The following is a 26,249-nucleotide window of genomic DNA, read 5'->3' as shown; positions in this document are numbered from 1 at the left end:
ACTGCGCGATGGTCTGACAGCGCAGAATGGGTTAGACCATCATGGCCGGTTCGGAAGAAGCCAGGCGATGAGGGGCGAGCCCAGATGATGCGACGACTTTTGCTGACGGCACTCCTGGCAATTGCCGTCGGACCTGCGATGGTGATGCCCGCGGCCTCGCAGAGCAGGCCCGCGACCGCGGTGCCATCCGAAGACAAGCCTTTCGCCGAACATTTTCTCGCGCTGCAGCTCTCGGAATCCGATTCCAGGAAGGAGCGGCTGGTGCTCAGCGTTGCGAGCAATATCCTGAAGTTTTATGGCCCCGACAAGGTGGCCGTCGAGGTGGTGACCTTCGGCCCCGGGATCGATCTCCTGAAAACCGGCAACGAGCACCGGCAGCTCGTGGACAGCCTGGCGAGCCAGGGCGTCCGCTTCTCGGTGTGCGGAAACACCCTGGATACGATCGAACGCGAGACGGGCAAGCGGCCGGAGATCAATCCGCACGCGAAGGAAGTCGAAGCCGGCGTCGCCGAATTACAGAAGCTGAGCGAAAGCGGCTATACGATTGTCCGCCCCTGATGGAGAGTTGAGATGAAGTTGTTGTGCAGTGCAGTTGTCGCCATCGGCTTGCTGGTCGCGAGCGCCGTCGCCGGAACCGCTGCCGAGCCGAAGCAACATCGCGTGGCAATCCAGGTCGACCAGAACGATCCCGACGTTATGAATCTGGCGCTGAACAACGCGACCAACATCATGGAGCAGTACAAGTCGAAGGGTGAGACGGTTCAGGTCGAGATCGTGACCTACGGCCCGGGCTTGCACATGTTGCGCGCCGATACCTCGCCGGTGAAGGACCGCATCAAGCAGATCGTGGACGGCAGCTTCCCGTCCGAAATCAAGCTGTCAGCCTGCAACAATACCAAAGAGGGCATGGAGAAGCGGGAAGGACATGCGATCAGCATCATCGCGCAGGCCCAGCTGGTGCCCTCCGGCGCCGTTCGTCTGATCGAGCTTCAGGAAGACGGCTGGAGCTATTTGCGGCCGTAAGGCTGCGGCTGCTACTTCGACGGATGGGTTTTTCCGAGCAGGCTGGCCCAGCCGCGTGACAGCAGCCGGCGTGGCGTGGTGTCGATCAGCGTGGCGATCCCCAGCCGCGCGCCGATCATCATGCCGCCCACGGCGAACGGCCATGACAGCGACAGCATGGATCCGGCGGTGATGCCCTGGCCGATGGTGCAGCCGCCGGCCAGAATGCCGCCAATGCCCATCAATGCCGCTCCGCCGAGATGGCGGCGCATCTCGCGATCATCGTCGAAGGCCTCCCATTGCAGCTCGTCGCTGCGCCATGCCGCCAGGAATGCGCCGGCGATCACGCCGAACACCGAACCGACGCCGAAATCCGCAAAGCCGGGCGTACTCAGCAGGGCCGCATAGAAGGCCTTTCCCACGGTGGAGACGAAGGTCAGGCTCTGCGGACGCATCGGGCCGGAAAATTCGTCGCCGATCCAGGACGTGGCGATCCAGCCAGCGACCGTCAGCAGACCCAATGCCACACCTGCGGACAGCAGGCGTGGCGAACGGCGGAGTCTCGGGTGGCTGAAGGCGAGCAGGCAGAGGCCGCCGCCTGCGATCGCAGCGATGAGCGCGCGGACGTCATAACCCAGCGTCCGCGCCGACAGGGATGCCAGGTCGGAGCGGATATCATCCGGCATGGCGATGGAAAGGCCTTCAAGAACAACGATGCGGAAGTTGGCGAAGACGCCGCGCAAGGTCGCATAGGCGGTGGCGCCGAGCACGATCAGCACGATCAGGCTGCGCAGGTCGCCGGCCCCCAGCCGCACCAGCGAACCGAAACCGCAGGTGCCGACCAATGCCATTCCGACCCCGAACATGACGCTGCCGATGATAATCGCAACGATGGGAATGGCGGCCGGCGTATAGGTCGTCTGCGCCGGATCAAGAAGACCGCCGATGACCAGTGCCTGGGTTCCGACGATCGCAATACCCAAGGCCAGCCCGAAAATTCTCAGGCGGCGACTATCGCCACCCATCAGCGCGTCTTCGATCGCACCGAACGAACATAGTTTGGCGTGACGTACGGCAAATCCTGCAGCCGCGCCGATGGCAAAGCCAACCAGCGCGAGCATCCAGGCAGACAGGCTCTGCATGGCGTCACTCCCGAATTCTGCGCGGGCTTGTGTCGCACGCCTGTGGGGCGCGCGGTTGCCCGTTGGCAGATCTATGTTTTGGTTGTCGGCACCGGCGGTGCGCAGAAGATGTCGTAAATGACTGAAATGACGCGACGTACGTCGTCATTGGCGAGACTGTAGTAGATCGTCTTGCCGTCGCGCCGAGTGTCGACCATGCCGTCATAGCGCAGACGCGCCAGCTGCTGGGAAACGGCGGACTGCCGCAAGGACAGGATGTTCTCCAGTTCCGAAACCGACCGTTCGCGCTCGGCGAGCAGGCACAGCAGCAACAGCCGGTTCTCATGGGAGACGGCCTTCAGAAAGTTGCTGGCCTTGCGCGCCTTGCGCATCAGCTGGTCGAGCTCGGGCGAATATTCCGCGCCGTCGCGAAGTTCGGTCTCGATATCGCTTGAAATGATGGATGTCATGGCGTCTGCGTGCCGTTCGACCTGTCGAAGGATGATTGGCCCGGCTGCGAGTGCTCGGTCAGGCGACGGGATTGCAGCCGGGGCACGAATGTGCCGAGCAATCCCCAGAAGGCATCGTCGTTGATGTAACCGGTGATGCGGCCGATTTCGCGACCCTCATCGACGACTACGAAGGTCGGAGTAAAGCGCACGGCCGATGCGAGCGTGACGCCAGCAGTCGACTGCTTGTCGATGTCGATGCGCCGCAGCGGAAGCAGCTTGGCTTCGTCGGTCTTGTCGAAGATCGGCCCGACGTCGCGATTCCAGCGCTGGCAATACACGCATCCGTCGCGCTCGAACATCAGCAATTCTGAAGCTCGCGACGTAACGGGCGCAAGAAACAGAACCACAAGAGACAGCTGAATGAGCCACGATTTAAGAAGCAATTTGCCGACCATATGATACATATACACGAATTCGCATGTATCTACCAGAGCTGGTAATGCCGTGATTTCGAATATTTCCCTGTTTGGCGCGTTGGGGGCGGGACTGCTTTCATTCCTCTCGCCGTGCATCCTGCCCTTGGTGCCGCCCTATCTGTGCTTTCTCGCCGGGGTCAGCCTCGACGAACTGACAAGCCCGGAGCAGGGGAGAGCGGCGCGGCCGAATTGGCATGTGGTGGCGATGTCGGTCGCCTTCGTGCTCGGCTTTGCCACCGTGTTCGTGGCGCTCGGCGCGTCCGCCTCGCTGATCGGCAAGGCCGTGACGCAGTATTTCGACACGCTTGGACTCATTGCCGGCGCGGTGATCCTGATTCTTGGCCTGCACTTTCTCGGCGTGTTCCGGATCGGCCTGCTGTTTCGCGAGGCGCGTTTTCAAGCGGTGCGCAAACCGGCAGGCTATCTAGGGAGCTACGTTGTCGGCCTGGCGTTCGCCTTCGGCTGGACGCCCTGCGTGGGGCCGGTGCTGGCGGCGATCCTGATGGTCGCCGGTGTCGAGGGATCGGCCGGCCGCGGCGCTCTGCTGCTCGGTGTCTACGCGTTCGGGATTGGTATTCCGTTTCTGCTCGCCGCGCTTTTTGCCGGTCGCTTCGTCCGGCTGATGGCGCGGCTGCGCGGTCATATGAACCTTGTCGAGAAGGTGATCGGCTCGGCCCTTGTGCTGACCGGCGTTCTGTTTTTGACTGGCGCGATGCCGCACATTGCCGGTTGGCTGCTGCAGGCATTTCCCGCGTTTTCGTCGATCGGTTGAGCCGGGAAACAAGGAGGAGACGCCGGTGCTGAAACCTGCAGGCCTGTTAACACGAAGGGATGTCGTTGTCGGCCTTGGTCTCGGCTTCGGCGCGATGGCCTTCGGATCGTCGCCTGCGAAGGCCGCTGCGAAGCTGGGCGACGACGGCCTGTACCAGATGGACTGGTATCTGGAGAGTTTTCTCGATCTCTCCGAGGACCTCGCCGGCGCCACCGCGAAGGGCAAGCGTTTGGCGATCATGTGGGGCCTCCGGGGATGTCCGGCATGCAAGCGGATGCATGAGGTCCATATGATGGATCCGAAGATCGAGAACTATATCCGCGACAATTTCGAAGTGCTGCACCTCAATCATATCGGCTCGCGCGCCGTGACCGATTTCGACGGCCGCAAGCTGGCCGAAAAGGCGCTCGGCGAGGCCTATGGCGTTCGCTTCACCCCGACGATCCAGTTTCTTGCGGAGAAGGTCGATGGTCTCGCCGGCAAGAGCGGCCAGGCGCGCGAGGTTGCCCGCATGCCCGGCCTGCTGGAGCCGTCGGAATTTCTCGCCATGTTCCGCTACGTGCGCGAAAACGGCTACGACACCATGTCGTTTCCCGACTGGCTGAGAAAGCAGGCCTGACGCGACGTGTTAAGGCGCGTCAGAAATCCAGCCTGTCCTTGATCGCCTCGATGCCGGCCTTGGCGCAGGCTTCGTCGGCCTCGCCGCCGGGCGCGCCGGAGACGCCGATTGCGCCCACCAGTACACCGCCCGCTTCGACAACCACGCCACCGCCAATGATCACGGTGCCGGGCAGATTGCGGATGCCGGCTTGTGGCATGCCGGGAAGGCTCATGGATTGCAGATCGCCCGTACTCGTCTTGAACGACGCGGCGGTCCAAGCCTTGCCGGTGGCGGTGGCCGGCGTATGAGCGCCGGCGAAGCGGTCGCGCAGCATGACCTGGGTCACGCCGGAGCGGTCGACCACCGCCACCGCGACCTGGTAGCCGCGCTTGCGGCATTCGGTGAGTGCCGCGCGGGCGGAATCCAGCGCGAGTTCCGGACTCAATGACTTGTAGGTGACAAGCGCGTCCTGCGCCTGACCTGACAGGGTGGACAGCGCGATCAGCGCAGATGCCGCGAGCAGGGTTCGGATCGCCATGGTGGATTCTCTCCTTGCGCGCGGCATGCCCGCTTCAGTCTGATGCGGCTACTTGTTGACCGGCGAAGCCGGGTCGAACAGGAAGGCAACGAGATCCTTGATCTGCTTCTCCGTCAGGAACTTGTTGGCGCCGAAGCGCGGCATGTTCGAACACGCCAGCACAGCCTGCGAATCGTAGATCTTGGTGTAGGCCTGCTTGATGTCGTCCGGGCTGTATTTGCGGTCCTTGCCATAGGAGGTGAGGCTCGGTCCCAGCGTGCCGTAGCTGACTTCGTCACGCTCCATCTGATGGCAGGCGTAGCAGTTGCCGCCGCTGACGGTCTTGTCGTCATCGGAAAACTGCCCGCCGCGGCCGTTATTGGCGATCTTCGCGCCCTCCTTCCAGTCGCCGAGCAGCTTCCCGTCGGCCGGAAACACGACCTTTGCGAGTTCGCGCTTGACGATCTTGTCGGCTTCGGCGGACGGCACGTCGTTGCGGTAGAGATTGCAGGTCTTCAGCGTTTCATCGGGTTCGATGCGCGCCTGCCATTCGGGCGGCGCCTTGCCGAATGTCGACTTGAGATAGGCATCGACAAGGGCGGGGGCGACGGTTGCGGAGGCCGCCTTTGCCGGGCTGGTCTGCGCGAAAGCCGCGGGCGAAAGCGTCGTGATGCCGGCGGCGAGGACGAGCGCAACTTGCAGAATGTTCTTCATCTTATGCCCCTCAGCGCTTGATCGACGGGACGGTGATGTTACCGCCATCCGCCTGCTTGTTCAGGAACATGGTCAGGGCGGTGATGCTGTCGGAGCCGTATTCGGGGACCGGCCAGCGCTGCTGTCGGTAGCAGTCCCACAGCCGATGCTGCATCGTCCGTAGCGCGCCTTGCGAGACGCGGTAGGTCGGCCATGAGCCCATGGTGTCCTGTGCTTCCTTGCCGGGCTTCGAGAAGTTCGGCAGGCCTTGCAGCCGGATCCGCTTTCCCTCGTCGGCATGGCAAGTGGCGCATGCAAAATCCATCACCCCGCCGCGCCGGTAGAACAGCGCCTCGCCGACGGCTGCCATCTCCTGCTCCTTGGGATGGCCAAGCTGTATTTCGATTTTCATGTCGCTGGACTTGTTGGCGATATAGGCCACCAGGTCCTCCATGTCGGAAGCGCGGCCCGGGCCTGAAAACCGGCGCGCGACGACGTCCTTGGTGTCGAGGCCCTGGACATTCTGCATGCACCACAGCAGCCGCTGTTCAAGATCCATGACCTTGTCGGCGTCCTTGAAATAGCGCGGAAGCTTAGCATAAGCGCCTTCCAGTTTGCCCGCGCCGAGTCCGAGGTCGCACTGCTCGAGCGACACATTCTTGGTGCCGCGTTTTTCGCTCCAGAGAATTTCGCCGCGGTCGACTGCAAGAAATCCGGGATTGGACATCGGATCGGAAATCATCGCGCGGTAGCGCTCGATCTCTTTCTCACTCGCATCCTGCGCGGATGCTCCAAAGGATATTGTGCAAAGCACCATCGTGGCCAGTGCAGAACCGATTACGGTTCGGATCATTCCTCATCCTCCCATCAAGACCGTGTTGGCCCTGCGCCCGAATTGTCTCGGGCATCTTTACATTCAAGAAAAACAATATAATGATATTTGCAGATCATGATAGATCAAATTTGGAATCGTCAAGCGATTCCATCGTCTAGGGATACGCCAAGTGATCCCGCTGGAGGATGCCCATATGGTTTGGACTTCGGTTGAAAAAAATCGTCGGGAGACGCTTGCTCTCGCTTCGATCATGGGGTTCGCAGCTTTGCTGGCCCCGAAGATGTCATTTGCTGACGAGCAGGCAGTTGCCGCCGAAATCAAGAAGCTCTACGGCGACAAGAAGTTCGAGAGCGGCAAGATCAAGCTCGATGTGCCCGAGATTGCCGAGAACGGCCTGGTCGTTCCCGTCAATGTCGATATCGAGAGCCCGATGACCGACGCGGATTATGTCAAGTCTGTGCATGTCTACGCCGACGGCAATCCGCTTCCGGAAGTGGTGAGTTACAAGTTCACGCCCGCCTGCGGCAAGGCCTCCGCCTCGACGCGGATGCGGCTTGCGCAGACCCAGAACATCATCTGCATCGCGGAAATGTCGAACGGCAACCTGCATATGGCGAAGGCCAATGTGAAGGTGACCATCGGCGGCTGCGGCGGCTGATCGTCTTATCCCGGAAGCTGAATCGAATTCAAAGCGAGGACTCCCAATGGCTACGCAACCGACACCGCGTGTTCGCGTTCCCGCCCAGGCCAAGCCCGGCGAAATCATCGAAATCAAGACGCTGATCTCGCACGAGATGGAATCCGGGCAGCGCAAGGACGCCGCCGGCAAGATCGTGCCGCGCAAGATCATCAACACCTTCGTCGCCGAGTTCAACGGCAAGATGGTGTTCGAGGCGGGCTGGAATCCGGCGATTTCCGCTAATCCCTATCAGTCGTTCTTCTACAAGGCGGCTGAGAGCGGTGAGTTCACCTTCACCTGGAAGGACGACGACGGCTCGAACTATGTTTCAAAGAACAAGCTGACCGTCGCAGCATGATCCGCAGGCGCGATGCAACGCGCGCCGGCGGTCGTTGAGGAGGCCGCGAAGGGCCTCCTCGGAAATCATCTGGCCAAAGCCAGGTTAGCAAGGGTGGGACAATGATATCGAGGCGGGAATTCCTGCAGGCGACTGCGGCTGCGTCGGCATTGCTGGTTGGCAGCGGGCTTGGCGATCTCGGGCGCGTTGCGGCCCAGCAGCGCCTGTCGCAGGCCGACATCACCCGCTTCGATCCGCTCGGGACGGTCACGATCCTGCACGTCACCGATATCCATGCCCAGTTGATGCCGCTGCATTTCCGCGAGCCGTCGGTCAATCTGGGCGTCGGTGAAGTCAAGGGATTGCCGCCGCACATCACCGACGGCGAGTTCCGGAAGTACTTCAATATCGCGACCGGCTCTGCCGATGCCTTCGCCTTGACCTCCGACGATTTCGTGTCGCTCGCGCGCAACTACGGGCGCATGGGCGGCATGGACCGCATCGCTGCGCTGATCGGCGCGGTGCGGGCCGAGCGAGGCGCGGACAAGGTGCTATTGCTCGACGGCGGCGACAGCCGGCAGGGTAGCTGGACCTCGCTGCAGACCAAGGCCCAGGACATGGTCGACGTCATGTCGGCGCTCAAGGTCGACGCGATGGTCGGTCATTGGGAGTTCACCTACGGCGCGGATCGCGTCAAGGAGATCGCTGACAAGGCGCCGTTTGCATTCCTGGCGCAGAATATCCGCGACAATGAGTGGCAGGAGCCTGTGTTCGAGGGCCGCAAGATGTTCGAGCGGGGCGGTGCGAAAATTGCCGTCATCGGTCAGGCGCTGCCGCGCACCGCTGTCGCCAATCCGCGCTGGATGTTTCCGAAGTGGGAATTCGGCATTCGCGAAGAGGATATGCAGAAGCAGGTCGACGACGCCCGTGCCGACGGCGCGTCGATCGTTGTCCTGCTCTCGCACAACGGCTTCGACGTCGACCGCAAGCTCGCCGGCCGCGTCAAGGGGATCGACGTCATCCTCACCGCGCACACCCACGATGCCATGCCCGGCCTTGTCCGCGTCGGCGACACGGTTCTGGTGGCCTCGGGCTCGCACGGCAAATTCGTCTCGCGCCTCGACATCGAGGTGAAGGACAAGAAGGTCGCGGGCGTGCGGTTCAAGCTGATGCCGGTCTTTGCCGACGCCATCACGCCGGATCCGGCGATGACCGCGCTGGTCGAGAAGGTGAGGGCGCCCTTCGCCAAGGATCTGGCGCGCACGATCGGCAAAACCGATTCCCTGCTGTACCGGCGCGGCAACTTCAACGGCACGTTCGACGACCTGATCTGCAACGCCATGATTGCGGAGCGCGACGTCGAGATCGCGCTGTCGCCCGGCTTCCGCTGGGGAGGCACGCTGCTTCCGGGCGACGACATCACCTGGGAGCATGTCACCAACGCGACCGCGATCACCTATCCGAACTGCTATCGCAACCAGATGACCGGCGCCCAGCTCAAGGATGTCCTCGAAGATATCGCCGACAACATCTTCCATCCCGATCCCTACTTCCAGGGCGGCGGCGACATGGTGCGGATCGGCGGCATGGGCTACGCGATCGATATAGCCAAGCCCGTCGGCTCGCGCATTTCGAAACTGACTCACCTGAAATCAGGCAGTCCGATCGAAGCGTCGAAGACCTACAGCGTGTCCGGCTGGGCCAGCATCAATGAAAACACGCAGGGGCCGCCGATATGGGATGTCGTTGCCGCGCATATCTCGAAGGCCGGTTCGGTGAAGATCGCGCCGAACACCGCGGTCAACGTCACGGGCATCTGAACTATCGAGCGTCGCGCATTCTTGCGTCCGACATATTCACGTATCGGGATAATTGGAAAGAAAGCATGCCGCATGAGTGACAAGCCTTCAGCGGATTTTCTCAATCGCCGTCGCTTTCTGGGAGCCGCAGGGCTCGCGGGCGCAGGCGTCGCGCTGTCGTCCGTTCCGGGCGCGGCCGGTGAGGCTGGCAAGCCGGATCCATTGATTACGCACGTGCAGGACTGGAATCGCTATCTTGGCGATGGCGTGCAGTCGCGGCCCTATGGCTCGCCATCGAAGTTCGAAAAGGATGTGGTGCGCCGCGACGTCTCCTGGCTGACGGCATCGCCAGAATCCTCGGTCAACTTCACGCCGCTGCATCAACTGGACGGCATCATCACGCCGTCCGGCGTTTGCTTCGAGCGCCATCACGGCGGCGTCGCCGAGATCAATCCGGCCGACCACCGGCTGATGATCAATGGCCTTGTGGACAAGCCGCTCGTCTTCACCATGGAAGATATCAAGCGCATGCCGCGCGTCAACAAGGTCTACTTTCTCGAATGCGCGGCGAATTCGGGCATGGAGTGGCGCGGCGCGCAGCTCAATGGCTGCCAGTTCACCCACGGCATGATCCACAATCTCATGTACACCGGCGTGCCGCTCAAGGTGCTGCTGGACGAGGCCGGACTGAAGCCGAACGCCAAATGGCTGATGCTCGAGGGCGCCGACGCCTCCGGCATGAATCGCTCGCTGCCGATCGAGAAGGCGTTGAACGACGTGCTGATCGCTTTTGCGATGAACGGCGAAGCGCTTCGTCCGGAGCAGGGCTATCCGCTGCGTGCGGTCATTCCGGGCTGGCAGGGCAATCTCTGGGTCAAATGGCTGCGTCGGATCGAGGCTGGCGACCAGCCGTGGCAGACCCGCGAGGAGACATCGAAGTACACCGACCTGATGCCCGACGGGCGGTCGCGCAAACATACATTCGTGATGGATGCCAAGTCGGTGGTCACCAACCCCTCGCCGCAGGCGCCGCTCAAGCACAAGGGCCGCAACGTTCTCAGCGGTATCGCCTGGTCCGGGCGCGGAACGATCAAGCGGGTCGATGTGACCCTCGATGGTGGCCGCAACTGGCAGGCCGCTCGCCTCGACGGGCCGGTGCTCGACAAGTCGATGACGCGTTTCTATGTCGATCTCGACTGGAACGGGCAGGAGATGATGATCCAGTCGCGCGCCATGGATTCGACCGGTTACGTGCAGCCGACCAAGGACGAGTTGCGCAAGGTCCGGGGCGTCAACTCGATCTATCATAACAACGGCATTCAGACGTGGCTGGTGCGCGCAGGCGGGGAGACGGAAAATGTCGAGATCGGTTAGGTTGCTCGCCATCGCCCTGCTCGGCGGCGGTCTCGTCACTGCGGCGATCGATGCAGGCCGCGCGCAGCAGGTGGCGTCGGCGACGTCCGGCAAGCTCGGCCTCGGGCGTCCGGCGTTGCCCGAGGAGATCAAGGCCTGGGATACCGATGTGCGACCGGACGGGAAGGGGCTTCCGGTCGGCAAAGGCACTGCGAAAATCGGCGATGCCATTTTCCAGGAGAAATGCGCGTCCTGCCATGGCGAGTTCGGCCAGGGCGTCGGCCGCTATCCCGTGATTGCGGGTGGGATCGGAACGCTGAAGGCCGACCGGCCGGACAAGACCGTCGGATCGTTCTGGCCGGATGCGTCGACTTTGTTCGATTACATCAGGCGGGCGATGCCATTCGGCAATGCGCAGTCGCTGACCGCCGACGAAGCCTATGCCTTGACCGCTTACGTTCTCAGCATGAGCGACATCATCAAGGACGAGAATTTCGAGCTCAACGAGAAGACCTTCACATCGATCAAGATGCCGAATGCGTCGGCCTTCTATGAAGATGACCGGGACACGAGCGAGAAACACTTCTGGAAGAAGGATCCTTGCATGAAGGATTGCCGTCCTTCCCCGAAGGTGACCGGCCGCGCCATGTCGGTCGATGTCACGCCCGACAGCAAGGCGGGTCCGAAAGTGGACTGACGGAGCGACGGTGCCGCCGGACGGCGCGTTCGCTATTTGCCTGCACGGATGCGCGGACATCGATGCCGAAGTCGATGACCGGCGCAGCGGCGGCCATCAGGCGATCATGACGGCCGTCCTGAGCGGCGGTGCGGATGATGCCGTCGCCCTGCTCACGGACACCATAATCAGACGGCCGAAGTCATTCTCCAGGACGAGCAGATACGTCCCGAAATGCCGAATGCAACTCATTTTCCGTAGTCGTTCGTAAACCTCAACACTGTCCGTCGAGAACGGCAAGGATCGTGGGGGGCCTGCGCTCTAAATCTCTGTGCTCCACCGATAGACCGCTTGAGGTCGGAGCGATCGCGTGCGTCAGCCGAGCGATCCATCATCCGACTGAACGAATCGCCGACGTTAGAGAGGTGTCCGATGGAGGCGCCATGAGGGCGCAGACTGCGCCGTGTTCTTCGGAGAACGGGCCGGCTGGTCTCGATCTTCTAACGCAATATGTGTGGCGTTATGAGCGGGTGCGGTGCCGCGACAGAATAACCCTCCTGAGACAGCATTCGGTCTCGACGCGACAGCCCTCGGCAACTGATGGATGCACGTGACGCGCTGAACAGCTATCGTCACGATCTTCGCCGGCCGCGAGCCAACCAGGAGTTGTTGCGGTGTTGCAATCATGATCGTGGTGCTGACGGACATTGCGGCTGACGTGTACGACGTGGCGTTCGAGCTATGCGCAATCGCGAGGCAAGCGTTGCGCCGATGGCCGGCGCGCGTTTCTCGTGAGGATGGCGCAAAATTCAGCGGTGCGCTTATGCGCCTCTCTCGCTTCGCTGCAAAGGTGAAGCGCAGGTTCGCAGAACTTCCGGGCTGCAAGGGCCAAGCAAGTTAATGGCGCAGCCAATTTCTCCGCTCGTACGCGATGGCATGGAAATTGCTGAACTGTTGTTCAGCTGTACAGCTCACTCAGTTCGCGGCTCGGAGATCAAGCAATGTTTCAGGGAGCCGAAGTTCGGCTTGCCGTTGATATCGGCGGCACTTTCACTGATATCGTGCTCGATGTGGGCCCGGATCGCAGGACGCGCAAGCTGCTGACGACGCCGTCGCGGCCCGAGGAGGCGGTGCTGGACGGGATGCGTCTCATTCTGGCTGACGCGCGCGCGCACATCAGTGACATCGACGTTTTCATTCATGGAACGACGCTCGCGACCAATGCCATTATCGAGCGTCGTGGCGCCAAGACGGCGCTCGTCGCGACGCAGGGTTTCCGCGACGTGCTCGATATCGGCACCGAGAGCCGTTACGATCAGTACGATCTTTCCATCGACAAGCCGAAACCGCTGGCGCCGCGGTCGCTGCGCTTTACGGTGCCGGAGCGCATAGACGCGTACGGTGCGGTCCGGTTGCCGCTCGACGAGGCCGCGGTGCGCGCACTCGCCCCAGCCCTGCGCGCGCTGAATGTGGAAAGCGTCGCCTTCGCCTTTCTGCATTCTTATGCCAATCCCGAGCATGAGCGGCGTGCCGCGGCGATCCTGAAAGAAGAATTGCCGCACGTGTGGATGACCCTGTCGTCGGCGGTGTGTCCAGAAATCCGCGAATACGAACGCACCTCGACCGCCGTGGCCAATGCCTATGTTCAGCCGCTGATCGACGGCTATCTGACGCGGATGGCCGAGGCGCTGCAGGTCGAGCAGTTTCGCGGCGCCATCTATCTGGTGACCTCGGGCGGGGGCGTCACCTCGATCGAGACGGCGCAGCGCTTTCCTGTGCGGCTGGTGGAATCCGGCCCCGCCGGCGGCGCGATCTTTGCGTCGCAGATTGCGGCGCGTCTTGGCGAAGCCAAAGTCCTGTCGTTCGATATGGGCGGTACCACGGCAAAAATTTGCCTGATCGAGAAATTCCAACCAGAGACCTCGCGGGTGTTCGAAGTTGATCGCGCGGCGCGCTTCCTGAAAGGCTCCGGTCTGCCGCTGCGTATTCCGGTCATCGAGATGGTGGAAATCGGCGCAGGCGGCGGCTCGATCGCCCGGGTGGATGCGTTGAAACGCGTTACCGTCGGACCCGAAAGTGCGTCGTCCGAACCGGGACCCGCCTGCTATGGCCGCGGCGGTTTGCAGCCTGCGGTGACCGATGCCGATGTGGCGCTCGGCAAGATCGATCCTGATGCCTTTGCCGGCGGTACGATCAAACTTGATCCTGAGCTTTCGAAGCAAGCCCTGCTGCGCGCCATCGGCGAACCGCTGGGGCTGACGGCGGAAACCGCCGCTTACGCCGTGCATGAGGTCGTGTGCGAGAATATGGCGAGTGCGGCGCGCGTGCATGCGGTGGAGCGGGGCGTCGTGGTCGGCCAGCACACCCTGATCGCCTTCGGTGGCGCTGCGCCGCTGCATGCGGCGCGCGTTGCCGAGAAGATAGGCATCTCGCGCGTCATCGTGCCCTCGAACGCTGGCGTGGGTTCGGCGGTGGGATTCCTCGCGGCGCCGATCGCTTATGAACTGGTGCGAAGCCGTCCCGCGCGCCTCGACGACTTCGATGCCGAGGCGATTTCCGATCTTCTGCAGGAGATGGCGACGGAGGCGCGCGCTTTGGTGGAGCCCGGCGCGGCTGGCGCAGCGGTGCTAGAACGGCGCGCGGCCTTCATGCGCTATGTCGGTCAAGGCCACGAGATCGTCGCCAAGCTGCCCAACCGGCGACTGACTGTGGCGGATTTCGCCGAGCTGCGTCTGACGTTCGAATCGAATTATGCGGCATTGTTCGAGCGCGCCATTCCGGGCGCCGCGATCGAGGTGTTGACCTGGTCGGTGCTGGCCACCACCGAACCACGCAATCCGCCGCGGGTCGCCGATGTCGCGCGCAAGCCGGCCGGCATCGCCGTGGGCAGCCGAAAGTTCTTCGACGGGCGGGTGGGACAGGTCATCGACATCCCGCTGTACAACCGCAACCAGATGGATCCCGGCGCCACCATCGCGGGACCGGCCGTCATCGCGGAGGATGAAACCTCGACATTCGTGTCGACGAGCTTCAACGCCCATATCGACGGCGCCGGCAGCATCGTTATGGAACGGAAGGCAGCGTAACATGAGCGAAGTCCAGGGCACGAAGCTGATCAACCTGCAGATCATGTGGCACCGGCTGATCGCGGTGGTCGAGGAACAGGCGCAGGTGCTGCTGCGAACCGCCTTTAGTCCGATCGTGCGCGAATGCGGCGACCTTTCAGCGGGGGTGTTCGACGTCAAGGGCCGGATGCTGGCGCAGGCCGTTACCGGCACGCCAGGCCACGTCAATTCCATGGCCGAGTCGGTCAAGCATTTCATCGCCCACTTCCCGATCGAGACGATGAAGGAAGGCGATGCCTACATTACCAACGACCCGTGGATGGGGACCGGCCATCTCAACGATTTCGTCGTCACCACGCCGTGCTTCAAGGACGGCAGACCGGTGGCGCTGTTCTCCTGCACCAGTCACCTGATGGACATCGGCGGCATCGGCTTCGGACCCGACGCCACCGACGTTTTCATGGAGGGGCTCTATATCCCCATGCTGAAACTGGTCGATCAGGGTGTGGTCAATGAGACGCTGATGGCGATGATCCGCAGCAACACACGGTTGCCCATCGACACCGAGGGCGACACCTATTCGCTCGCCGGCTGTAACGACGTCGGCTGTCAGCGCCTTGTCGAGATGATGCGCGAATTCGAGATCGACGCGCTCGATGAACTGGGCGATTATATCTGTGACCGCTCGCGCGAAGCGGTTCTTGCCGAGGTTGCCAAACTGCCGAAGGGCACCTGGCATAACAGCATGGTCGTCGACGGCTATGATGAGCCGGTGACGCTGGCGGCCACGCTGACGATTTCGCATGAAGGCATTCACGTCGACTTTTCCGGTACATCGCCGGCATCGAAGTTCGGCATCAACGTGCCGCTGTCCTACACCACGGCCTATACGGTGTTCGGCCTCGGCTGCGTCGTGGCATCGCAAATTCCGAACAATGCCGGCTCGTTGCTGCCACTCACCGTGGCGGCGCCTGCCGGCTCGATCCTGAACGCCCCAAAACCCGCCCCGGTGGCATCGCGTCATGTCATCGGCCAGATGCTGCCCGACGTGGTGTTCGGCTGCCTGAAGCAGATCATTCCCGAGCGGGTGCCGGCCGAAGGCACGTCGTGCCTGTGGAATCTCAATGTGCGCGGCCAGACGCGCAGCGGCGCTGGCGGCAACTACGGATTCTCCATGGCAGTGACCAGCAACGGCGGCACCGGCGCGCGGTTCGCCAAAGACGGGCTGTCGGCCACCGCCTATCCCAGCGGCGTGCGCGGCACGCCGGTCGAGATTGCGGAGACCCAGACGCCGCTGATCTTTTGGCGCAAGGAGCTGCGCCCGGATTCCGGCGGCGCAGGACGCACGCGTGGCGGCCTTGGCCAGATCATCGAAGTGGGCAGCGGCGTCGATGCGCCGTTCGACATTCTCGCCGCGTTCGACCGCATCGATCATCCGCCGCGCGGCCGCGACGGAGGCCATGACGGCCAGGCCGGTTATGTCGGATTGAAGTCCGGGCAGAAGCTGCGCGGCAAGGGTTTTCAAACCGTGCCTCCCGAGGATCGGCTGGTGGTGCTGACACCTGGCGGCGCCGGGATCGGCGCCCCCAGCGAGCGGGCGTCCGCCGCTGTGCGTGCCGATGTCGAAAGTGGCCTGGTGTCGCGCGAGAATGCAGATGCGATCTACGGTTCTGCGGGATGAACCCTGCCGGCCTTGCGCTTCATTTCGAGAAACGGAGATGACGACATGATTACACGGCGGACCTTCACGACGGGAGCGGTGACGATGCTCGCCGCCGGCCACCTCTCAACGCGCGCGATGGCGGCGCCGACGAACTGGGACATGTCGACGGTATGGCCCGATTCCAATTTTCATACCCAGAATGCGATGGCGTTCGCCGAAGAGGTCAAAAAGCAGACAAACGGCGCCGTCAACATCACCGTGAAGGCCGGCGGTCAGCTCGGCTTCAAGGGGCCCGAACATTTGCGCGCCGTGCGCGACGGTCTCGTCCCGCTCGCTGACGTGCTCAATATCCAGCAGGTCGGTGATGAGCCCTTCATGGGCGTGGAAAGCATTCCGTTTCTCGTCGGCAACGTCGACGAATTGAAGATCCTGCATAAGTATGTTCGGCCGGAATACGACAGCATCGCCGCCCGCAACAATCAGAAGATCCTCTATATCGTGCCGTGGCCGACGCAGTATCTTCACCTCAAGGTCAAGGTGGCGGGTGTCGATGGATTGAAGAACATCAAGATCCGCGCGCCGGACAAGAACGGCGTCGACATGCTGAATGCGCTCGGCATGGGCGCGGTCATGATTCCCTGGGGCGAGACGATTCCCGCGCTTGCGTCGGGGGCGGTCGCCGGGGTTTCGACTTCGGCAGTTTCGGGCGTCGACGGCAAGTTTTGGGAGTTCCTGAAATACGTCTATCCGACCAACCATGTCTGGTCGTCGCAGATGCTGACCGTCAATCTCGAATCCTGGAAGGCTCTCAGCCCGGATCAGCAGAAGCTGGTCGCTGATATCGCGGCGAAGATGGAGGCGGGGTTCTGGGCGAATTCGCTAAAGGCCGACATCGACAGCCTCAAACGCCTCAAGGATGGCGGTATGGAGGAAGTGCCGGTGTCTGCCTCGATGATGACGGACGTACGAGCGCGAACCGCGCCACTGCTCGACGCGTTTCTGAAGCGCGTGCCTGCGGCAGACAAGCCGGTACGGGCCTATCTCGCCGAATTGAAACGCTAGGAGCATGGCCGTGGCGACTGTCTTACCGGCTGCTCCGGACAGCCTCAACGCAGCGGCGCCAGCGCCGTTGCGGATCCTGCTCGACGGGATCGATCGGCTCGGCCGGCTCGATGGCTGGATCGGCGGCGGCTGCCTGGTAATGCTCACGCTGCTCATGCTGGCCGAGGTCGCGACACGCTTCCTGTCGAATTTCCTGCCGTTCTTCCCGCCGACGATCTCGATTGCCTGGGAGTATTCCTCCTACCTAATGGCCGCATCTTTCACGTTCGGCGCCGCAATGACGCTCCGTGTCGGCGGCCATATTCGCGTGGTAATCCTGCTGAAGAACGCACCGGCGCCGATCCGCCGCGCGCTCGAGGTTCTTTCGGCGCTCGCGGGTTTTGCCTTCATGGCATTTATGACATGGGCGATGGTCAAGTTCGCCTGGGGTGCCTTCACGCGCGGGCAGTTGTCGACGTCAAGCGATACGCCGTTGTGGTTTCCCCAAGCCGTCGTCACCTTCGGGATGCTGCTGCTGACGCTGCAGTTCCTGGCGCGGGCCATCCAGGCGACGCTCGGTCTGCCACTCGAAGATCACAGCATGAAGGCCACGCCCGTTGAATGAACGGGCAGGCAATCACTGCCAGCACCACTCCCGCTCCGGAAGACAATTTCCATGACAATCGAAGTCGTCAGCCTGTTCGCCATCCTGTTCGCGCTACTGGCGGGGGGGCTGTGGATCGGGCTTACGCTTGCTCTCACTGCGACCTTGTTGCTGGCGATGTTTCGCTCGATCCCGCTCGACAAGCTGCTTCCGCAATATGCCTGGAACATCCTGACCACGCAGGAGCTCCTGGCGCTGCCGCTGTTCATCCTGATGGGCGAACTGCTGTTTCGCACCCGGCTGTCGCGATCGCTCTTTCAGGGGCTGGCACCGTGGGCGGGACTGCTGCCGGGACGGCTGCTGCATGTCAACGTGATCGGCTGCACGATCTTTGCTGCGATTTCCGGCTCGTCAGCCGCGACCACACAGGTGATCGGCCGGATGTCGCTCAACGAACTGCTGCGCCGGGGCTATTCGAGGGATATTGCGATCGGCTCGCTCGCCGGGGCGGGCACGCTGGGCTTTCTGATTCCCCCGTCGAACATCATGATCATCTATGGCGTACTCGGCGACGTCTCGATCCTGAAACTGTTTACCGCCGGCGTGTTGCCGGGCCTGCTGCTGGCGGCGACCTTCATGGGCTGGGTGATGCTGCACACCACCCTCGACAAGACCCTGGTGCCGGAGTCCGAGGCGATGCTGTCGCAAGTGCCCTGGCGCGAACGTTTCGCCGCCCTCAAGGATCTGGCGCCGGCGCTGTTCCTGATCGCCTGCGTGCTCGGTTCGATGTATGGCGGCCTTGCGACGCCGTCGGAAGCGGCTGCGGTCGGCGTACTCGGCGCGGCCCTCGTCGCCTGGGCGCAGGGATCGATGACGCAGCAGGTGATGCGCGACGTGATCATCGGTTCAGTGGTCACCTGCTCGATGATCGCGTTGATCGTGCTCGGCGCCTCGATCCTCGGCAATGCCGCCGCCTTCCTCGGCATTCCGCAATCGGTGGCCGCGTTCGTCAAGGGTCTCGGCCTGTCACCGTTCATGCTGATCGTCGTGCTGATTATCTTCTACCTGGTGCTCGGCTGCTTCCTCGATGGCTTCTCGATGATCGTGATGACGCTGCCGATCGTGCTGCCGATCGTGAAGGGCGCCGGCTTCGATGAGATCTGGTTCGGCATTTTCCTGGTGATCGCGGTGGAGATGGCGCAGATTACCCCGCCTGTCGGCTTCAACCTGTTCGTCATCCAGGGTCTCACCGATGACGGACTGTCCTACATCGCCCGCGTGACGATGCCCTATCTGCTCATCATGATCGGCTTCGTGCTGTTGTTGACGCTGTTTCCGGGGATCGTCACCATCCTGCCGAGAATGCTCTACGGATAGGGATCGGCGAGCGCGCCTGCCGGTCGGTGACTGAGACCCTGTTCAACCCAGCGTCGGCGTCGCCGGCTCTGCGGTCGCGCCGATCCGGTCATAGCCCTTCAGCCAGTAAATCGTCGCCGACAGAATCCAGGCGCCGATGAAAACGCCGACGATGACAAAGCCGAAATCGGCGAGGTCGCGATTGATTGCGCTGATTCGGTCAAACAGTCCGCCGCTCAGTTCAAGCTTTTCGGATATCACCGAGAGGGCCTCGATGCTGCCGATCAGCAGCGCGACTGCGACGGACACGGCGGTGATCGTCAGGTTGTACCACAGCTTGCGGATCGGCTTGACGAATGCCCAGCCGTAGGCGCCCACCATCAGCGCGCTGTCCGCGGTGTCGACCAGCGCCATGCCGGCGGTAAACAGCGCCGGAAAAACCAGCATATGCCACGGCGACACGCCGTTGACGGCCTCCGTGCCGGCAAAGCTCAGCAGGCCGATCTCCGTGGCGGTGTCGAAGCCGAGGCCGAACAGCAACCCGATGCCGTACATGTGCCAGCTCTTGGTCACCACCCGGAATAGCGGACGAAAAATCCGGCCGATGATGCCGGTCGGGAGCGCTGTATCGTCGTCGGCAGCGGCGATCGTTCCGTTGCGCGCGGCGCGGAACGCGCGCCAGACCGAGCGCAGAATGAACAGGTTGAAGATGGCGATCAGCAGCAGGAAGATCGCCGAGACGGAAATCCCGATCGCGCCGCTGTAGCTCCGGAACGTGGCGAGGTCGTCTTTCATCGCGGCGGCCGTTGCGACCAGCAGCACCACGGCGGCGAACACCACGGTGGAATGTCCGAGCGAGAAGAACAGCCCGACCGTGACCGGGCGTTTGCCCTGCTGCATCAGCTTGCGCACGACGTTATCGATCGCGGCAATGTGGTCGGCATCCACGGCATGGCGCAGTCCGAACACCCAGGCCAGCAATGCCGTGCCCAGCAGGGCGGGACGGTCCCGAAAAATCGCCAGCGCCCACAGCCATGCGGCGATGTTCGCCGCGATCAGCACAGCAAACAGGAGGATTACCGGACCGGATGCCCTCCGGGCAAAGCGGGTTGCAAGCGGGAGAGTTGATGTCGACGGCGTCAGCGCGGCGGACGTCGTCGTGGACCTTGTCGCCATCGCGCATTCCATACCAGAAGGTATGACGAATATATCGAGAACTCATACTGCGGGTCAACAGCCGCCGTCGTGGATCAGCCGCCGCGCGATTGCGGGGGCGTCGCGAGTCCATTCATGAGCAGGTCGAAATTGGCCGCGACGAATGCTGCGAAATCGATCTTGCGGCGCTCTTGAAACAGCAGCGACCATACGTTGAGCAGCAGCGCCGGGCTCAGGATCAGCTCAATAAACCTGGTTGCCGGCGAGTTTCGAAATTGGCCGGCTGCGACGCCCGCTTCGATCAGCGCTTGGCATTGCAAGATCACCGGCCGCATGAACTCGTCATAGTGGCGGTCGACGAGGTCCGGGAACCGCGCTCCTTCGGAAATCAGGAAGCGCAGCGTCTCGCGTGCGATGCGATCCTCGCCGATTCGTCCATATACGAAGGCGAGCAGCGCGCGCAGGCGTTCGGCATACGAACCGTCGAGCTGCTCCACAAAACTGTCGAGTTGCGGAAACAGCGAGCCGGAGACGTGGCGGATCATCTCGTCGAACACGCGCTCCTTGGTTTCGAAATAGAAATAGATCGTGCCCTTGGTCACCCCGGCGCGCTTAGCGACATCCTCGAGTCGCGCGGCGGCGTAGCCATGTTCGACGAATTCCTCGAAGGCGGCGTCGAGGATTTCGGCGGGGCGTTCCGCCTTGCGGCGGGCTCGCGGCTTGACGGGTGAATTCATGTCTTTGACCATTATTATGGCGCCCTGTTTATTATTGACTTTCGCGTAAGTCAATAATAAACAGGGCGCTCCTTTAAGGCAACTTGGCGAACCTTATGTCCCACCTGTCACATGCCGTATGCCTGCTTGTTGCTGCCGGCAGTCTCGCCGGATGCAACGATCGGGCTGCACCGCCGCGTCCGGCGACCTTCGTTAAGACCGAGGTCGTGCAGATGCAGGCGCGGCAGGTGTCGATCGCGCTGACCGGCGACATCCAGGCCCGGGTTCGCGCCGAACTGTCGTTCCGCGTCAGCGGGCGCGTCACCGACCGACTGGTCGATGTCGGCATGCATGTGAATGCTGGCGACGTGTTGGCGCGGATCGACCCGGTCGAACAGCAAGCCGACCTCGACGGCGCCACTGCCGCAGTCGCCTCGGCCGAGTCCCAGCTGCGCGTCGCCACGGCGACCTACGAGCGGCAACAGACGCTGCTGGCCGGCGGCTTCACCACGCGGGCCTCGTTCGACCAGGCGCAGCAGGGGCTGCGGACCGCGGAAGGCTCGCTCGAGAGCGCCAAGGCGCAGCTTGGTACCTCCAAGGAGGCCCTGACCTATACCGAGTTGCGGGCAAGCGCCGGGGGCATCATCACCGCGCGCAATCTCGAAGTCGGTCAGGTTGCGCAGGCGGCACAGTCGGCCTTCACGCTGGCGCAGGACGGTCCGCGCGACGCGGTGTTCGACGTCTACGAGTCCGTGCTGTTCCGGCAACCCGAAACCAATGTCGTCAATCTGAGTCTGGTGGCCGATCCGACCGTCAAGGCGATCGGCCGTGTGCGCGAAGTGGCGCCGACCGTCGATCCCAAGACTGCTACGGTGCGCGTCAAGGTCGCCATCGAGAACACGCCGCCGGCGATGACGCTGGGTAGCGTTGTGACTGGAGAGGGAAGCTGGAGCCCGGTGCAGCGTATCGTGTTGCCTTTTGGCGCGATGACCGTGTTGGCCGAGGCGCCCGCTGTCTGGGTGGTCGATCCTGCCAGCAAGACGGTGTCGCTCAGAGCCGTGGTTTTGGACAGCTACGAGAAGGAAGTCTTCGTCATCCGCAGTGGCCTGAAGCCGGGCGAGCGAGTTGTGACCGACGGCAGCAAGATGCTGCGGCCCGGCCAGACCGTGACCTATGACGGCGGAGGAGCCTGATCGTGTCGATACCCATGCGCCTGATTGCTGCCGCTGCGTTTTGCGTGTTGCTTGCCGGATGCAAGGAAGAGGCCGCCGCGCCGGTTCCGGTTCGCCCGGTCCTGTCGGCAATCGTCTCATCCGCCGCGACCGGCGATGTGGTCATCGTCGGTACCATCGAGCCGAAGATCAAGACCGACTTCAGCTTCCGGACGCTCGGACGATTGATCGCCCGGCCGGTCAACATTGGCGACACCGTCGAGCGGGGGCAGATACTCGCGGCCATCGATCCGGCAGCCCTTGAGCTCGCGGTGCGGATGGCGACGGCGGAACTGTCCAACAGTCAGGCCCAGTTCGCCAACGCCGCCGGCAGCGAAGAGCGTCAGCGCACGCTGCTCGAGAAAAACGTCACCAGCCAGGCCAGCTTCGATACGATCGAACAGGCGCGGCAGGCCGCGCAATCGGCGGTGGTGCGGGCCCAGGCCAATCTCACCAAGGCGCGCGAGCAGCTTGGCTACGCGCAGCTTAAGGCCGATTTCGGCGGCGTGGTCACGCTGATCGGCGCCGAGGTCGGGCAGGTCGTGTCGCCCGGCCAGACCGTGGTTACCATCGCGCGTCCGGACATTCGCGAAGCGATCATCGACGTCTCCGACGATCTGGCCAACGGGTTGAAGATCGGCATGCCATTCACGGTGGCGCTGCAGCTCGATCCCTCGATCAGCGCGCAGGGCAAGGTGCGCGAGATCGCGCCGCAGGCCGATCCGGTGACGCGCAGCCGGCGCATCCGCATCACGCTGGAGAATTCGCCGGAGGCATTCCGGCTCGGCACCACGGTGACGACGACGATCCCCGGCACACCGGAGCGCGGCCCGCGGGTGCCAGCTTCGGCGATACTCGCGAAGGACGGCAAGACACGGATCTGGCTGGTCGACACTGCCGCAGGCACCGTGTCGTCGCGCGAGGTTCAGTCCAGGCCCGACGGCGACGGCTGGGTCCGCGTGACCGCGGGCCTCGCCGCCGGCGCGCGGGTGGTTACCGCGGGTGTCCATCATCTGGCCGAAGGCCAGAAGGTCCGCATTGGTCAGGAAGGCGCACTGTGAAGTCGTTCAATCTGTCTGACTGGGCCCTCGAGCACCGCTCGCTGGTCTGGTACTTCATGATCGCCTTCATGGCGGCTGGTTTCTTCTCGTATCTCAAGCTGGGGCGTGAAGAAGATCCGGCATTCACCATCAAGACCATGGTGATTCAGGCGAAGTGGCCGGGCGCATCGGCGCAGGAAATGACCCTGCAGGTCACCGAGCGGATCGAGAAGAAGCTCGAGGAACTGGAATCGCTGGATTTCACCCGCAGCCTCACCGTCGCCGGCCAGACCACCATCTTCGTCAATCTGCTTGCCACCACCAAGGCCCGTGACGTCGAGCCGACCTGGGTGCGGGTGCGCAACATGATCGCCGACATCAAAGGCGATTTCCCGCAGGGCGTGGTCGGTCCCGCCTTCAACGACCGCTTCGGCGACGTCTACGGCAACATCTACGCCTTCACCAGCGACGGTCTGAGCCAGCGGCAATTGCGAGACCGCGTCGAGGAAGCCCGTGCCAAGGTGCTGACGGTGCCGAATGTCGGCCGCGTCGATATCACCGGCGCACAGGACGAGGTCATCTACCTCGAATTCTCCACGCGCAAGGTCGCGGCCCTTGGCCTGGACACGCGCTCGATCCTGGCATCGTTGCAGGCACAGAATGCGATTGCGCCGTCGGGCGTGCTGCAGGCCGGTCCGGAGCGCATTGCGGTTCGCGTAAGTGGCCAGTTCACCTCCGAGGAAAGCCTCAAGACCATCAACCTGCGCGTTAACGATCGTTTCTTTCCGCTCACCGACGTTGCCACGATTAGCCGCGGCTATGCCGATCCGCCGACCTCGCTGTTTCGCTACAACGGCGAGCCGGCGATCGGCCTGACCATTGGCATGAAGGCCGGCGCCAACCTGCTGGAATTCGGCGAAGCCCTGAAAGCGCAGATGACCCGCATCGTCGCCGATATGCCGATCGGTGTCGGCGTCCATCTGGTGTCGGACCAGCCGCTCGTGGTCGATCACGCGGTGTCGGGCTTCACGCGCGCATTGTTCGAGGCCGTCGTCATCGTGCTGGCGATCAGCTTCCTCAGTCTCGGCATGCGTGCAGGCCTGGTTGTGGCGATCTCGATCCCGCTGGTGCTGGCAATCACCTTCCTGGTGATGGCCTATTCGGGGATCTCCCTGCAGCGGATTTCGCTGGGCGCGTTGATCATCGCCCTCGGTCTGCTGGTCGACGATGCGATGATCGCCGTGGAAATGATGGTGGCGCGTCTGGAGGTCGGCGACACCCTGCACAAGGCCGCCACCTATGTGTACACCTCGACGGCGTTCCCGATGCTGACCGGGACGCTGGTCACGGTGGCCGGCTTCATACCGATCGGGCTCAACAACTCCGCCGCGGGCGAGTTCACTTTCACGTTGTTCGTGGTGATCGCAGTGTCGCTGGTGGTGTCGTGGGTGGTTGCCGTGCTGTTCACGCCGCTGCTCGGCGTCACCCTGCTGCCGGACAAGCTGCCCAACCATCACGCCGAGAAGGGGCGCTTTGCGCGGGCGTTTTCCCGCCTGCTGGCCTTCAGCATGCGCTGGCGCTGGGTGACTATCGCCATCACCGTTGCTGTGTTCGCCCTGTCGGTGGGCGGCATGGGGCTGGTGCAGCAGCAATTCTTTCCCTCGTCGGACCGCGACGAACTGATCGTCGACTGGAATTTGCCGCAGAATGCCTCGATTGCCGAGACTAACGCGCAGATGGCGCAGTTCGAGCAGGAAGCGCTGAAGGGCAACGCCGACATCGATCACTGGTCGACCTATGTCGGCGCCGGAGCGCCGCGCTTCGTGCTGTCGTTCGACGTGCAGCCGGCGGACATCTCGTTCGGCCAAGTGATCATCGTTACCAAGGGTCTCGAAGTCCGCGATCGCCTGCGCGTTCAGTTGCAGGCCTATCTCAAGAAGACGTTTCCCGGCACCGACGCCTATGTGAAGCTGCTCGACATCGGACCGCCGGTCGGCCGGCCGGTGCAGTATCGGGTGAGCGGGCCGGAGGTCGTCAAGGTGCGCGAGTTCGCCCAGCAACTGGCGAGCGTACTCGGCGCCAACAAGCATCTCGGCGACGTGGTTTTCGACTGGATGGAACCGGAGCGTGTCGTCAAGGTCGACGTGCTGCAGGACAAGGCGCGCCAGCTTGGCGTCACCTCTCAGGACATCGCTTCGACACTGAACGGCGTGGTCGACGGCACCTCCGTGACCCAGGTGCGCGACGACATCTATCTGGTGAAGGTGCTGGCGCGCGCCAACGCTTCCGAACGCGGCTCGGTGGAAACGCTGCGCAACCTGCAACTGCCGGGAACGAACGGGTCATCCGTACCATTGGCAGCGGTGGCCACGTTCCGGTACGAACTGGAGCAGCCGACGATCTGGCGGCGCTCGCGCCAGCCGACCATCACCATGAAGGCCGGCATCCTCGATGCCGTACAGCCGGCCACAGTGGTGGAGGAGATGAAGCCGCAGCTCGCCGCATTCACGGCGAAGTTGCCGGTCGGCTATGCTGTCGCGACCGGCGGCGCCGTCGAAGAGAGCGCCAAAAGCCAGGCGCCGATCGTCGCCGTCGTGCCGATCATGCTGTTCGCCATGGCCACCATCCTAATGCTGCAGTTGCAGAGTTTCCACCGCCTGTTCCTGGTGTTTGCGGTGGCGCCGCTGGCGCTGATCGGCGTGGTGGCGGCGCTGCTGCTGAGCGGCGCGCCGCTCGGCTTCGTCGCCATTCTCGGCGTGCTGGCGCTGATCGGCATCCTGATCCGCAACTCGGTGATCCTGATTGTGCAGATAGAACATTTGCGCGAGGAGGGCCGTCCTCCTTGGGAGGCGGTGATGGAGGCGACAGAGCATCGCATGCGCCCGATCATGCTGACCGCGGCGGCGGCAACGCTGGCGCTGATACCCATTGCCCGCGAAGTGTTTTGGGGGCCGATGGCCTACGCCATGATGGGTGGAATCGTCGTCGGTACCGTCCTCACTTTGCTGTTCCTACCCGCGCTTTATGTGGCCTGGTTTCGCATCAAGAGGCCTGAAGAAGAAACGCCGCCGAACGGCCACTGAGC

At 62.9% G+C, this 26,249-nt stretch carries 25 protein-coding genes; 17 read left to right on the top strand and 8 right to left on the bottom strand.

Annotated features, from left to right (window positions below; translation table 11 throughout):
* Positions 1-84: 84 nt before the first annotated feature.
* Both ACUXVA_RS30100 and ACUXVA_RS30095 read left to right on the top strand, forming a co-directional pair.
* Positions 85-558: a DsrE family protein gene (locus ACUXVA_RS30100; protein WP_265083600.1), complete on the top strand. Its 474-nt coding sequence runs from the start codon at positions 85-87 to the stop codon at positions 556-558.
* A gap of 12 nt (positions 559-570) precedes the next feature.
* The gene (locus ACUXVA_RS30095; RefSeq protein WP_265082271.1) at positions 571-1,023 is read left to right on the top strand and encodes a DsrE family protein; all 453 of its coding nucleotides are present in this window, start codon (positions 571-573) and stop codon (positions 1,021-1,023) included.
* Between the two features lie 11 nt (positions 1,024-1,034).
* Here the strand turns inward: ACUXVA_RS30095 and ACUXVA_RS30090 are convergent, their stop codons facing one another.
* The 3 genes from ACUXVA_RS30090 to ACUXVA_RS30080 form a co-directional block, all read right to left on the bottom strand.
* Positions 1,035-2,144 (bottom strand): YeeE/YedE family protein, encoded by a 1,110-nt coding sequence (locus ACUXVA_RS30090; protein ID WP_445489900.1) that lies wholly within the window; start codon positions 2,142-2,144, stop codon positions 1,035-1,037.
* Positions 2,145-2,215: 71 nt separating this feature from the next.
* Positions 2,216-2,593: an ArsR/SmtB family transcription factor gene (locus ACUXVA_RS30085; protein WP_265082273.1), complete on the bottom strand. Its 378-nt coding sequence runs from the start codon at positions 2,591-2,593 to the stop codon at positions 2,216-2,218.
* Positions 2,590-3,030, bottom strand: a complete 441-nt coding sequence (locus ACUXVA_RS30080) for a thioredoxin fold domain-containing protein (protein ID WP_445489897.1) — start codon at positions 3,028-3,030, stop codon at positions 2,590-2,592. The genes ACUXVA_RS30085 and ACUXVA_RS30080 overlap by 4 nt, the downstream gene beginning before the upstream one ends.
* A 49-nt stretch (positions 3,031-3,079) precedes the next feature.
* Between ACUXVA_RS30080 and ACUXVA_RS30075 the strand changes: the two genes are divergently transcribed.
* Positions 3,080-3,823: a cytochrome c biogenesis CcdA family protein gene (locus ACUXVA_RS30075; RefSeq protein ID WP_265082274.1), complete on the top strand. Its 744-nt coding sequence runs from the start codon at positions 3,080-3,082 to the stop codon at positions 3,821-3,823.
* 94 nt (positions 3,824-3,917) lie between these two features.
* A complete protein-coding gene (locus ACUXVA_RS30070; RefSeq protein WP_265083602.1) occupies positions 3,918-4,442 on the top strand; it encodes a SoxW family protein in 525 nt (174 codons plus the stop codon).
* 19 nt (positions 4,443-4,461) lie between these two features.
* On the opposite strand, the gene ACUXVA_RS30065 is transcribed toward ACUXVA_RS30070, so the two are convergent.
* The 3 genes from ACUXVA_RS30065 to soxA are packed head-to-tail and all read right to left on the bottom strand — an operon-like array spanning position 4,462 to position 6,487.
* Positions 4,462-4,962 carry a GlcG/HbpS family heme-binding protein gene (locus ACUXVA_RS30065; RefSeq protein WP_265082275.1) on the bottom strand — a complete coding sequence of 167 codons (501 nt, stop codon included), beginning with the start codon at positions 4,960-4,962 and terminating at the stop codon, positions 4,462-4,464.
* A 48-nt stretch (positions 4,963-5,010) separates the two neighbouring features.
* Positions 5,011-5,655, bottom strand: coding sequence for a sulfur oxidation c-type cytochrome SoxX (gene soxX / locus ACUXVA_RS30060; protein ID WP_265082276.1), 645 nt, complete (start codon positions 5,653-5,655; stop codon positions 5,011-5,013).
* A 10-nt stretch (positions 5,656-5,665) separates the two neighbouring features.
* Positions 5,666-6,487 (bottom strand): sulfur oxidation c-type cytochrome SoxA, encoded by an 822-nt coding sequence (soxA, locus tag ACUXVA_RS30055; RefSeq protein WP_445489894.1) that lies wholly within the window; start codon positions 6,485-6,487, stop codon positions 5,666-5,668.
* Between the two features lie 175 nt (positions 6,488-6,662).
* Here soxA and soxY point away from each other — a divergent pair, with 175 nt between their 5' ends.
* From soxY to ACUXVA_RS30005, 10 genes are all read left to right on the top strand, one after another.
* Positions 6,663-7,127: a thiosulfate oxidation carrier protein SoxY gene (gene soxY, locus ACUXVA_RS30050; RefSeq protein ID WP_445489892.1), complete on the top strand. Its 465-nt coding sequence runs from the start codon at positions 6,663-6,665 to the stop codon at positions 7,125-7,127.
* Positions 7,128-7,173: 46 nt separating this feature from the next.
* Positions 7,174-7,506: a thiosulfate oxidation carrier complex protein SoxZ gene (gene soxZ / locus ACUXVA_RS30045; protein ID WP_265082278.1), complete on the top strand. Its 333-nt coding sequence runs from the start codon at positions 7,174-7,176 to the stop codon at positions 7,504-7,506.
* Positions 7,507-7,607: 101 nt separating this feature from the next.
* Positions 7,608-9,305, top strand: a complete 1,698-nt coding sequence (gene soxB, locus ACUXVA_RS30040; protein ID WP_445489890.1) for a thiosulfohydrolase SoxB — start codon at positions 7,608-7,610, stop codon at positions 9,303-9,305.
* 72 nt (positions 9,306-9,377) lie between these two features.
* A complete protein-coding gene (gene soxC / locus ACUXVA_RS30035) occupies positions 9,378-10,658 on the top strand; it encodes a sulfite dehydrogenase (protein ID WP_265082280.1) in 1,281 nt (426 codons plus the stop codon).
* Positions 10,642-11,334 (top strand): c-type cytochrome, encoded by a 693-nt coding sequence (locus ACUXVA_RS30030; protein WP_265082281.1) that lies wholly within the window; start codon positions 10,642-10,644, stop codon positions 11,332-11,334. The genes soxC and ACUXVA_RS30030 overlap by 17 nt, the downstream gene beginning before the upstream one ends.
* Positions 11,335-12,314: 980 nt before the next feature.
* Positions 12,315-14,399, top strand: coding sequence for a hydantoinase/oxoprolinase family protein (locus ACUXVA_RS30025; protein ID WP_265082282.1), 2,085 nt, complete (start codon positions 12,315-12,317; stop codon positions 14,397-14,399).
* Position 14,400: 1 nt separating this feature from the next.
* Complete coding sequence (locus tag ACUXVA_RS30020; protein WP_265082283.1) at positions 14,401-16,059, top strand: hydantoinase B/oxoprolinase family protein; 1,659 nt, start codon at positions 14,401-14,403, stop codon at positions 16,057-16,059.
* A gap of 45 nt (positions 16,060-16,104) precedes the next feature.
* Entirely contained in the window at positions 16,105-17,103 is a 999-nt protein-coding gene (locus tag ACUXVA_RS30015; RefSeq protein WP_265082284.1) for a TRAP transporter substrate-binding protein, read from the top strand.
* 10 nt (positions 17,104-17,113) lie between these two features.
* Entirely contained in the window at positions 17,114-17,707 is a 594-nt protein-coding gene (locus ACUXVA_RS30010; protein ID WP_265083603.1) for a TRAP transporter small permease subunit, read from the top strand.
* A 51-nt stretch (positions 17,708-17,758) separates the two neighbouring features.
* Positions 17,759-19,063 (top strand): TRAP transporter large permease, encoded by a 1,305-nt coding sequence (locus ACUXVA_RS30005; RefSeq protein ID WP_445489886.1) that lies wholly within the window; start codon positions 17,759-17,761, stop codon positions 19,061-19,063.
* A gap of 42 nt (positions 19,064-19,105) precedes the next feature.
* Here the strand turns inward: ACUXVA_RS30005 and ACUXVA_RS30000 are convergent, their stop codons facing one another.
* Complete coding sequence (locus ACUXVA_RS30000; protein WP_265082285.1) at positions 19,106-20,218, bottom strand: HoxN/HupN/NixA family nickel/cobalt transporter; 1,113 nt, start codon at positions 20,216-20,218, stop codon at positions 19,106-19,108.
* A gap of 74 nt (positions 20,219-20,292) precedes the next feature.
* Positions 20,293-20,934, bottom strand: coding sequence for a TetR/AcrR family transcriptional regulator (locus ACUXVA_RS29995; RefSeq protein WP_265082286.1), 642 nt, complete (start codon positions 20,932-20,934; stop codon positions 20,293-20,295).
* Positions 20,935-21,029: 95 nt separating this feature from the next.
* Between ACUXVA_RS29995 and ACUXVA_RS29990 the strand changes: the two genes are divergently transcribed.
* The 3 genes from ACUXVA_RS29990 to ACUXVA_RS29980 are packed head-to-tail and all read left to right on the top strand — an operon-like array spanning position 21,030 to position 26,247.
* Complete coding sequence (locus ACUXVA_RS29990; RefSeq protein WP_445489883.1) at positions 21,030-22,106, top strand: efflux RND transporter periplasmic adaptor subunit; 1,077 nt, start codon at positions 21,030-21,032, stop codon at positions 22,104-22,106.
* A gap of 2 nt (positions 22,107-22,108) precedes the next feature.
* Positions 22,109-23,185: an efflux RND transporter periplasmic adaptor subunit gene (locus ACUXVA_RS29985; protein WP_265082287.1), complete on the top strand. Its 1,077-nt coding sequence runs from the start codon at positions 22,109-22,111 to the stop codon at positions 23,183-23,185.
* Positions 23,182-26,247 carry an efflux RND transporter permease subunit gene (locus ACUXVA_RS29980; RefSeq protein ID WP_445489880.1) on the top strand — a complete coding sequence of 1,022 codons (3,066 nt, stop codon included), beginning with the start codon at positions 23,182-23,184 and terminating at the stop codon, positions 26,245-26,247. Before ACUXVA_RS29985 ends, ACUXVA_RS29980 begins: the two co-directional genes overlap by 4 nt.
* The last annotated feature ends 2 nt before the right edge of the window (positions 26,248-26,249 follow it).

This window comes from Rhodopseudomonas sp. RCAM05734 (assembly GCF_052658035.1).
This window is presented reverse-complemented; position numbering and strand designations above follow the sequence as displayed.

Bases quoted from the DNA above. Each gene is read 5' to 3' on its own strand.
- ACUXVA_RS30020 (WP_265082283.1), top strand. From the start codon at position 14,401: ATGAGCGAAGTCCAGGGCACGAAGCTGATCAACCTGCAGATCATGTGG.
- soxZ (WP_265082278.1), top strand. From the start codon at position 7,174: ATGGCTACGCAACCGACACCGCGTGTTCGCGTTCCCGCCCAGGCCAAG.
- ACUXVA_RS30005 (WP_445489886.1), top strand. From the start codon at position 17,759: ATGACAATCGAAGTCGTCAGCCTGTTCGCCATCCTGTTCGCGCTACTG.
- soxY (WP_445489892.1), top strand. From the start codon at position 6,663: ATGGTTTGGACTTCGGTTGAAAAAAATCGTCGGGAGACGCTTGCTCTC.
- ACUXVA_RS29990 (WP_445489883.1), top strand. From the start codon at position 21,030: ATGTCCCACCTGTCACATGCCGTATGCCTGCTTGTTGCTGCCGGCAGT.
- ACUXVA_RS30015 (WP_265082284.1), top strand. From the start codon at position 16,105: ATGATTACACGGCGGACCTTCACGACGGGAGCGGTGACGATGCTCGCC.
- ACUXVA_RS30000 (WP_265082285.1), bottom strand. From the start codon at position 20,218: ATGGCGACAAGGTCCACGACGACGTCCGCCGCGCTGACGCCGTCGACA.
- soxC (WP_265082280.1), top strand. From the start codon at position 9,378: ATGAGTGACAAGCCTTCAGCGGATTTTCTCAATCGCCGTCGCTTTCTG.
- ACUXVA_RS30025 (WP_265082282.1), top strand. From the start codon at position 12,315: ATGTTTCAGGGAGCCGAAGTTCGGCTTGCCGTTGATATCGGCGGCACT.
- soxA (WP_445489894.1), bottom strand. From the start codon at position 6,487: ATGATCCGAACCGTAATCGGTTCTGCACTGGCCACGATGGTGCTTTGC.
- ACUXVA_RS29995 (WP_265082286.1), bottom strand. From the start codon at position 20,934: ATGAATTCACCCGTCAAGCCGCGAGCCCGCCGCAAGGCGGAACGCCCC.
- ACUXVA_RS30030 (WP_265082281.1), top strand. From the start codon at position 10,642: ATGTCGAGATCGGTTAGGTTGCTCGCCATCGCCCTGCTCGGCGGCGGT.
- ACUXVA_RS30095 (WP_265082271.1), top strand. From the start codon at position 571: ATGAAGTTGTTGTGCAGTGCAGTTGTCGCCATCGGCTTGCTGGTCGCG.
- soxX (WP_265082276.1), bottom strand. From the start codon at position 5,655: ATGAAGAACATTCTGCAAGTTGCGCTCGTCCTCGCCGCCGGCATCACG.
- ACUXVA_RS30080 (WP_445489897.1), bottom strand. From the start codon at position 3,030: ATGGTCGGCAAATTGCTTCTTAAATCGTGGCTCATTCAGCTGTCTCTT.
- ACUXVA_RS30065 (WP_265082275.1), bottom strand. From the start codon at position 4,962: ATGGCGATCCGAACCCTGCTCGCGGCATCTGCGCTGATCGCGCTGTCC.
- ACUXVA_RS30100 (WP_265083600.1), top strand. From the start codon at position 85: ATGATGCGACGACTTTTGCTGACGGCACTCCTGGCAATTGCCGTCGGA.
- ACUXVA_RS30070 (WP_265083602.1), top strand. From the start codon at position 3,918: ATGGCCTTCGGATCGTCGCCTGCGAAGGCCGCTGCGAAGCTGGGCGAC.
- soxB (WP_445489890.1), top strand. From the start codon at position 7,608: ATGATATCGAGGCGGGAATTCCTGCAGGCGACTGCGGCTGCGTCGGCA.
- ACUXVA_RS30090 (WP_445489900.1), bottom strand. From the start codon at position 2,144: ATGCAGAGCCTGTCTGCCTGGATGCTCGCGCTGGTTGGCTTTGCCATC.
- ACUXVA_RS30085 (WP_265082273.1), bottom strand. From the start codon at position 2,593: ATGACATCCATCATTTCAAGCGATATCGAGACCGAACTTCGCGACGGC.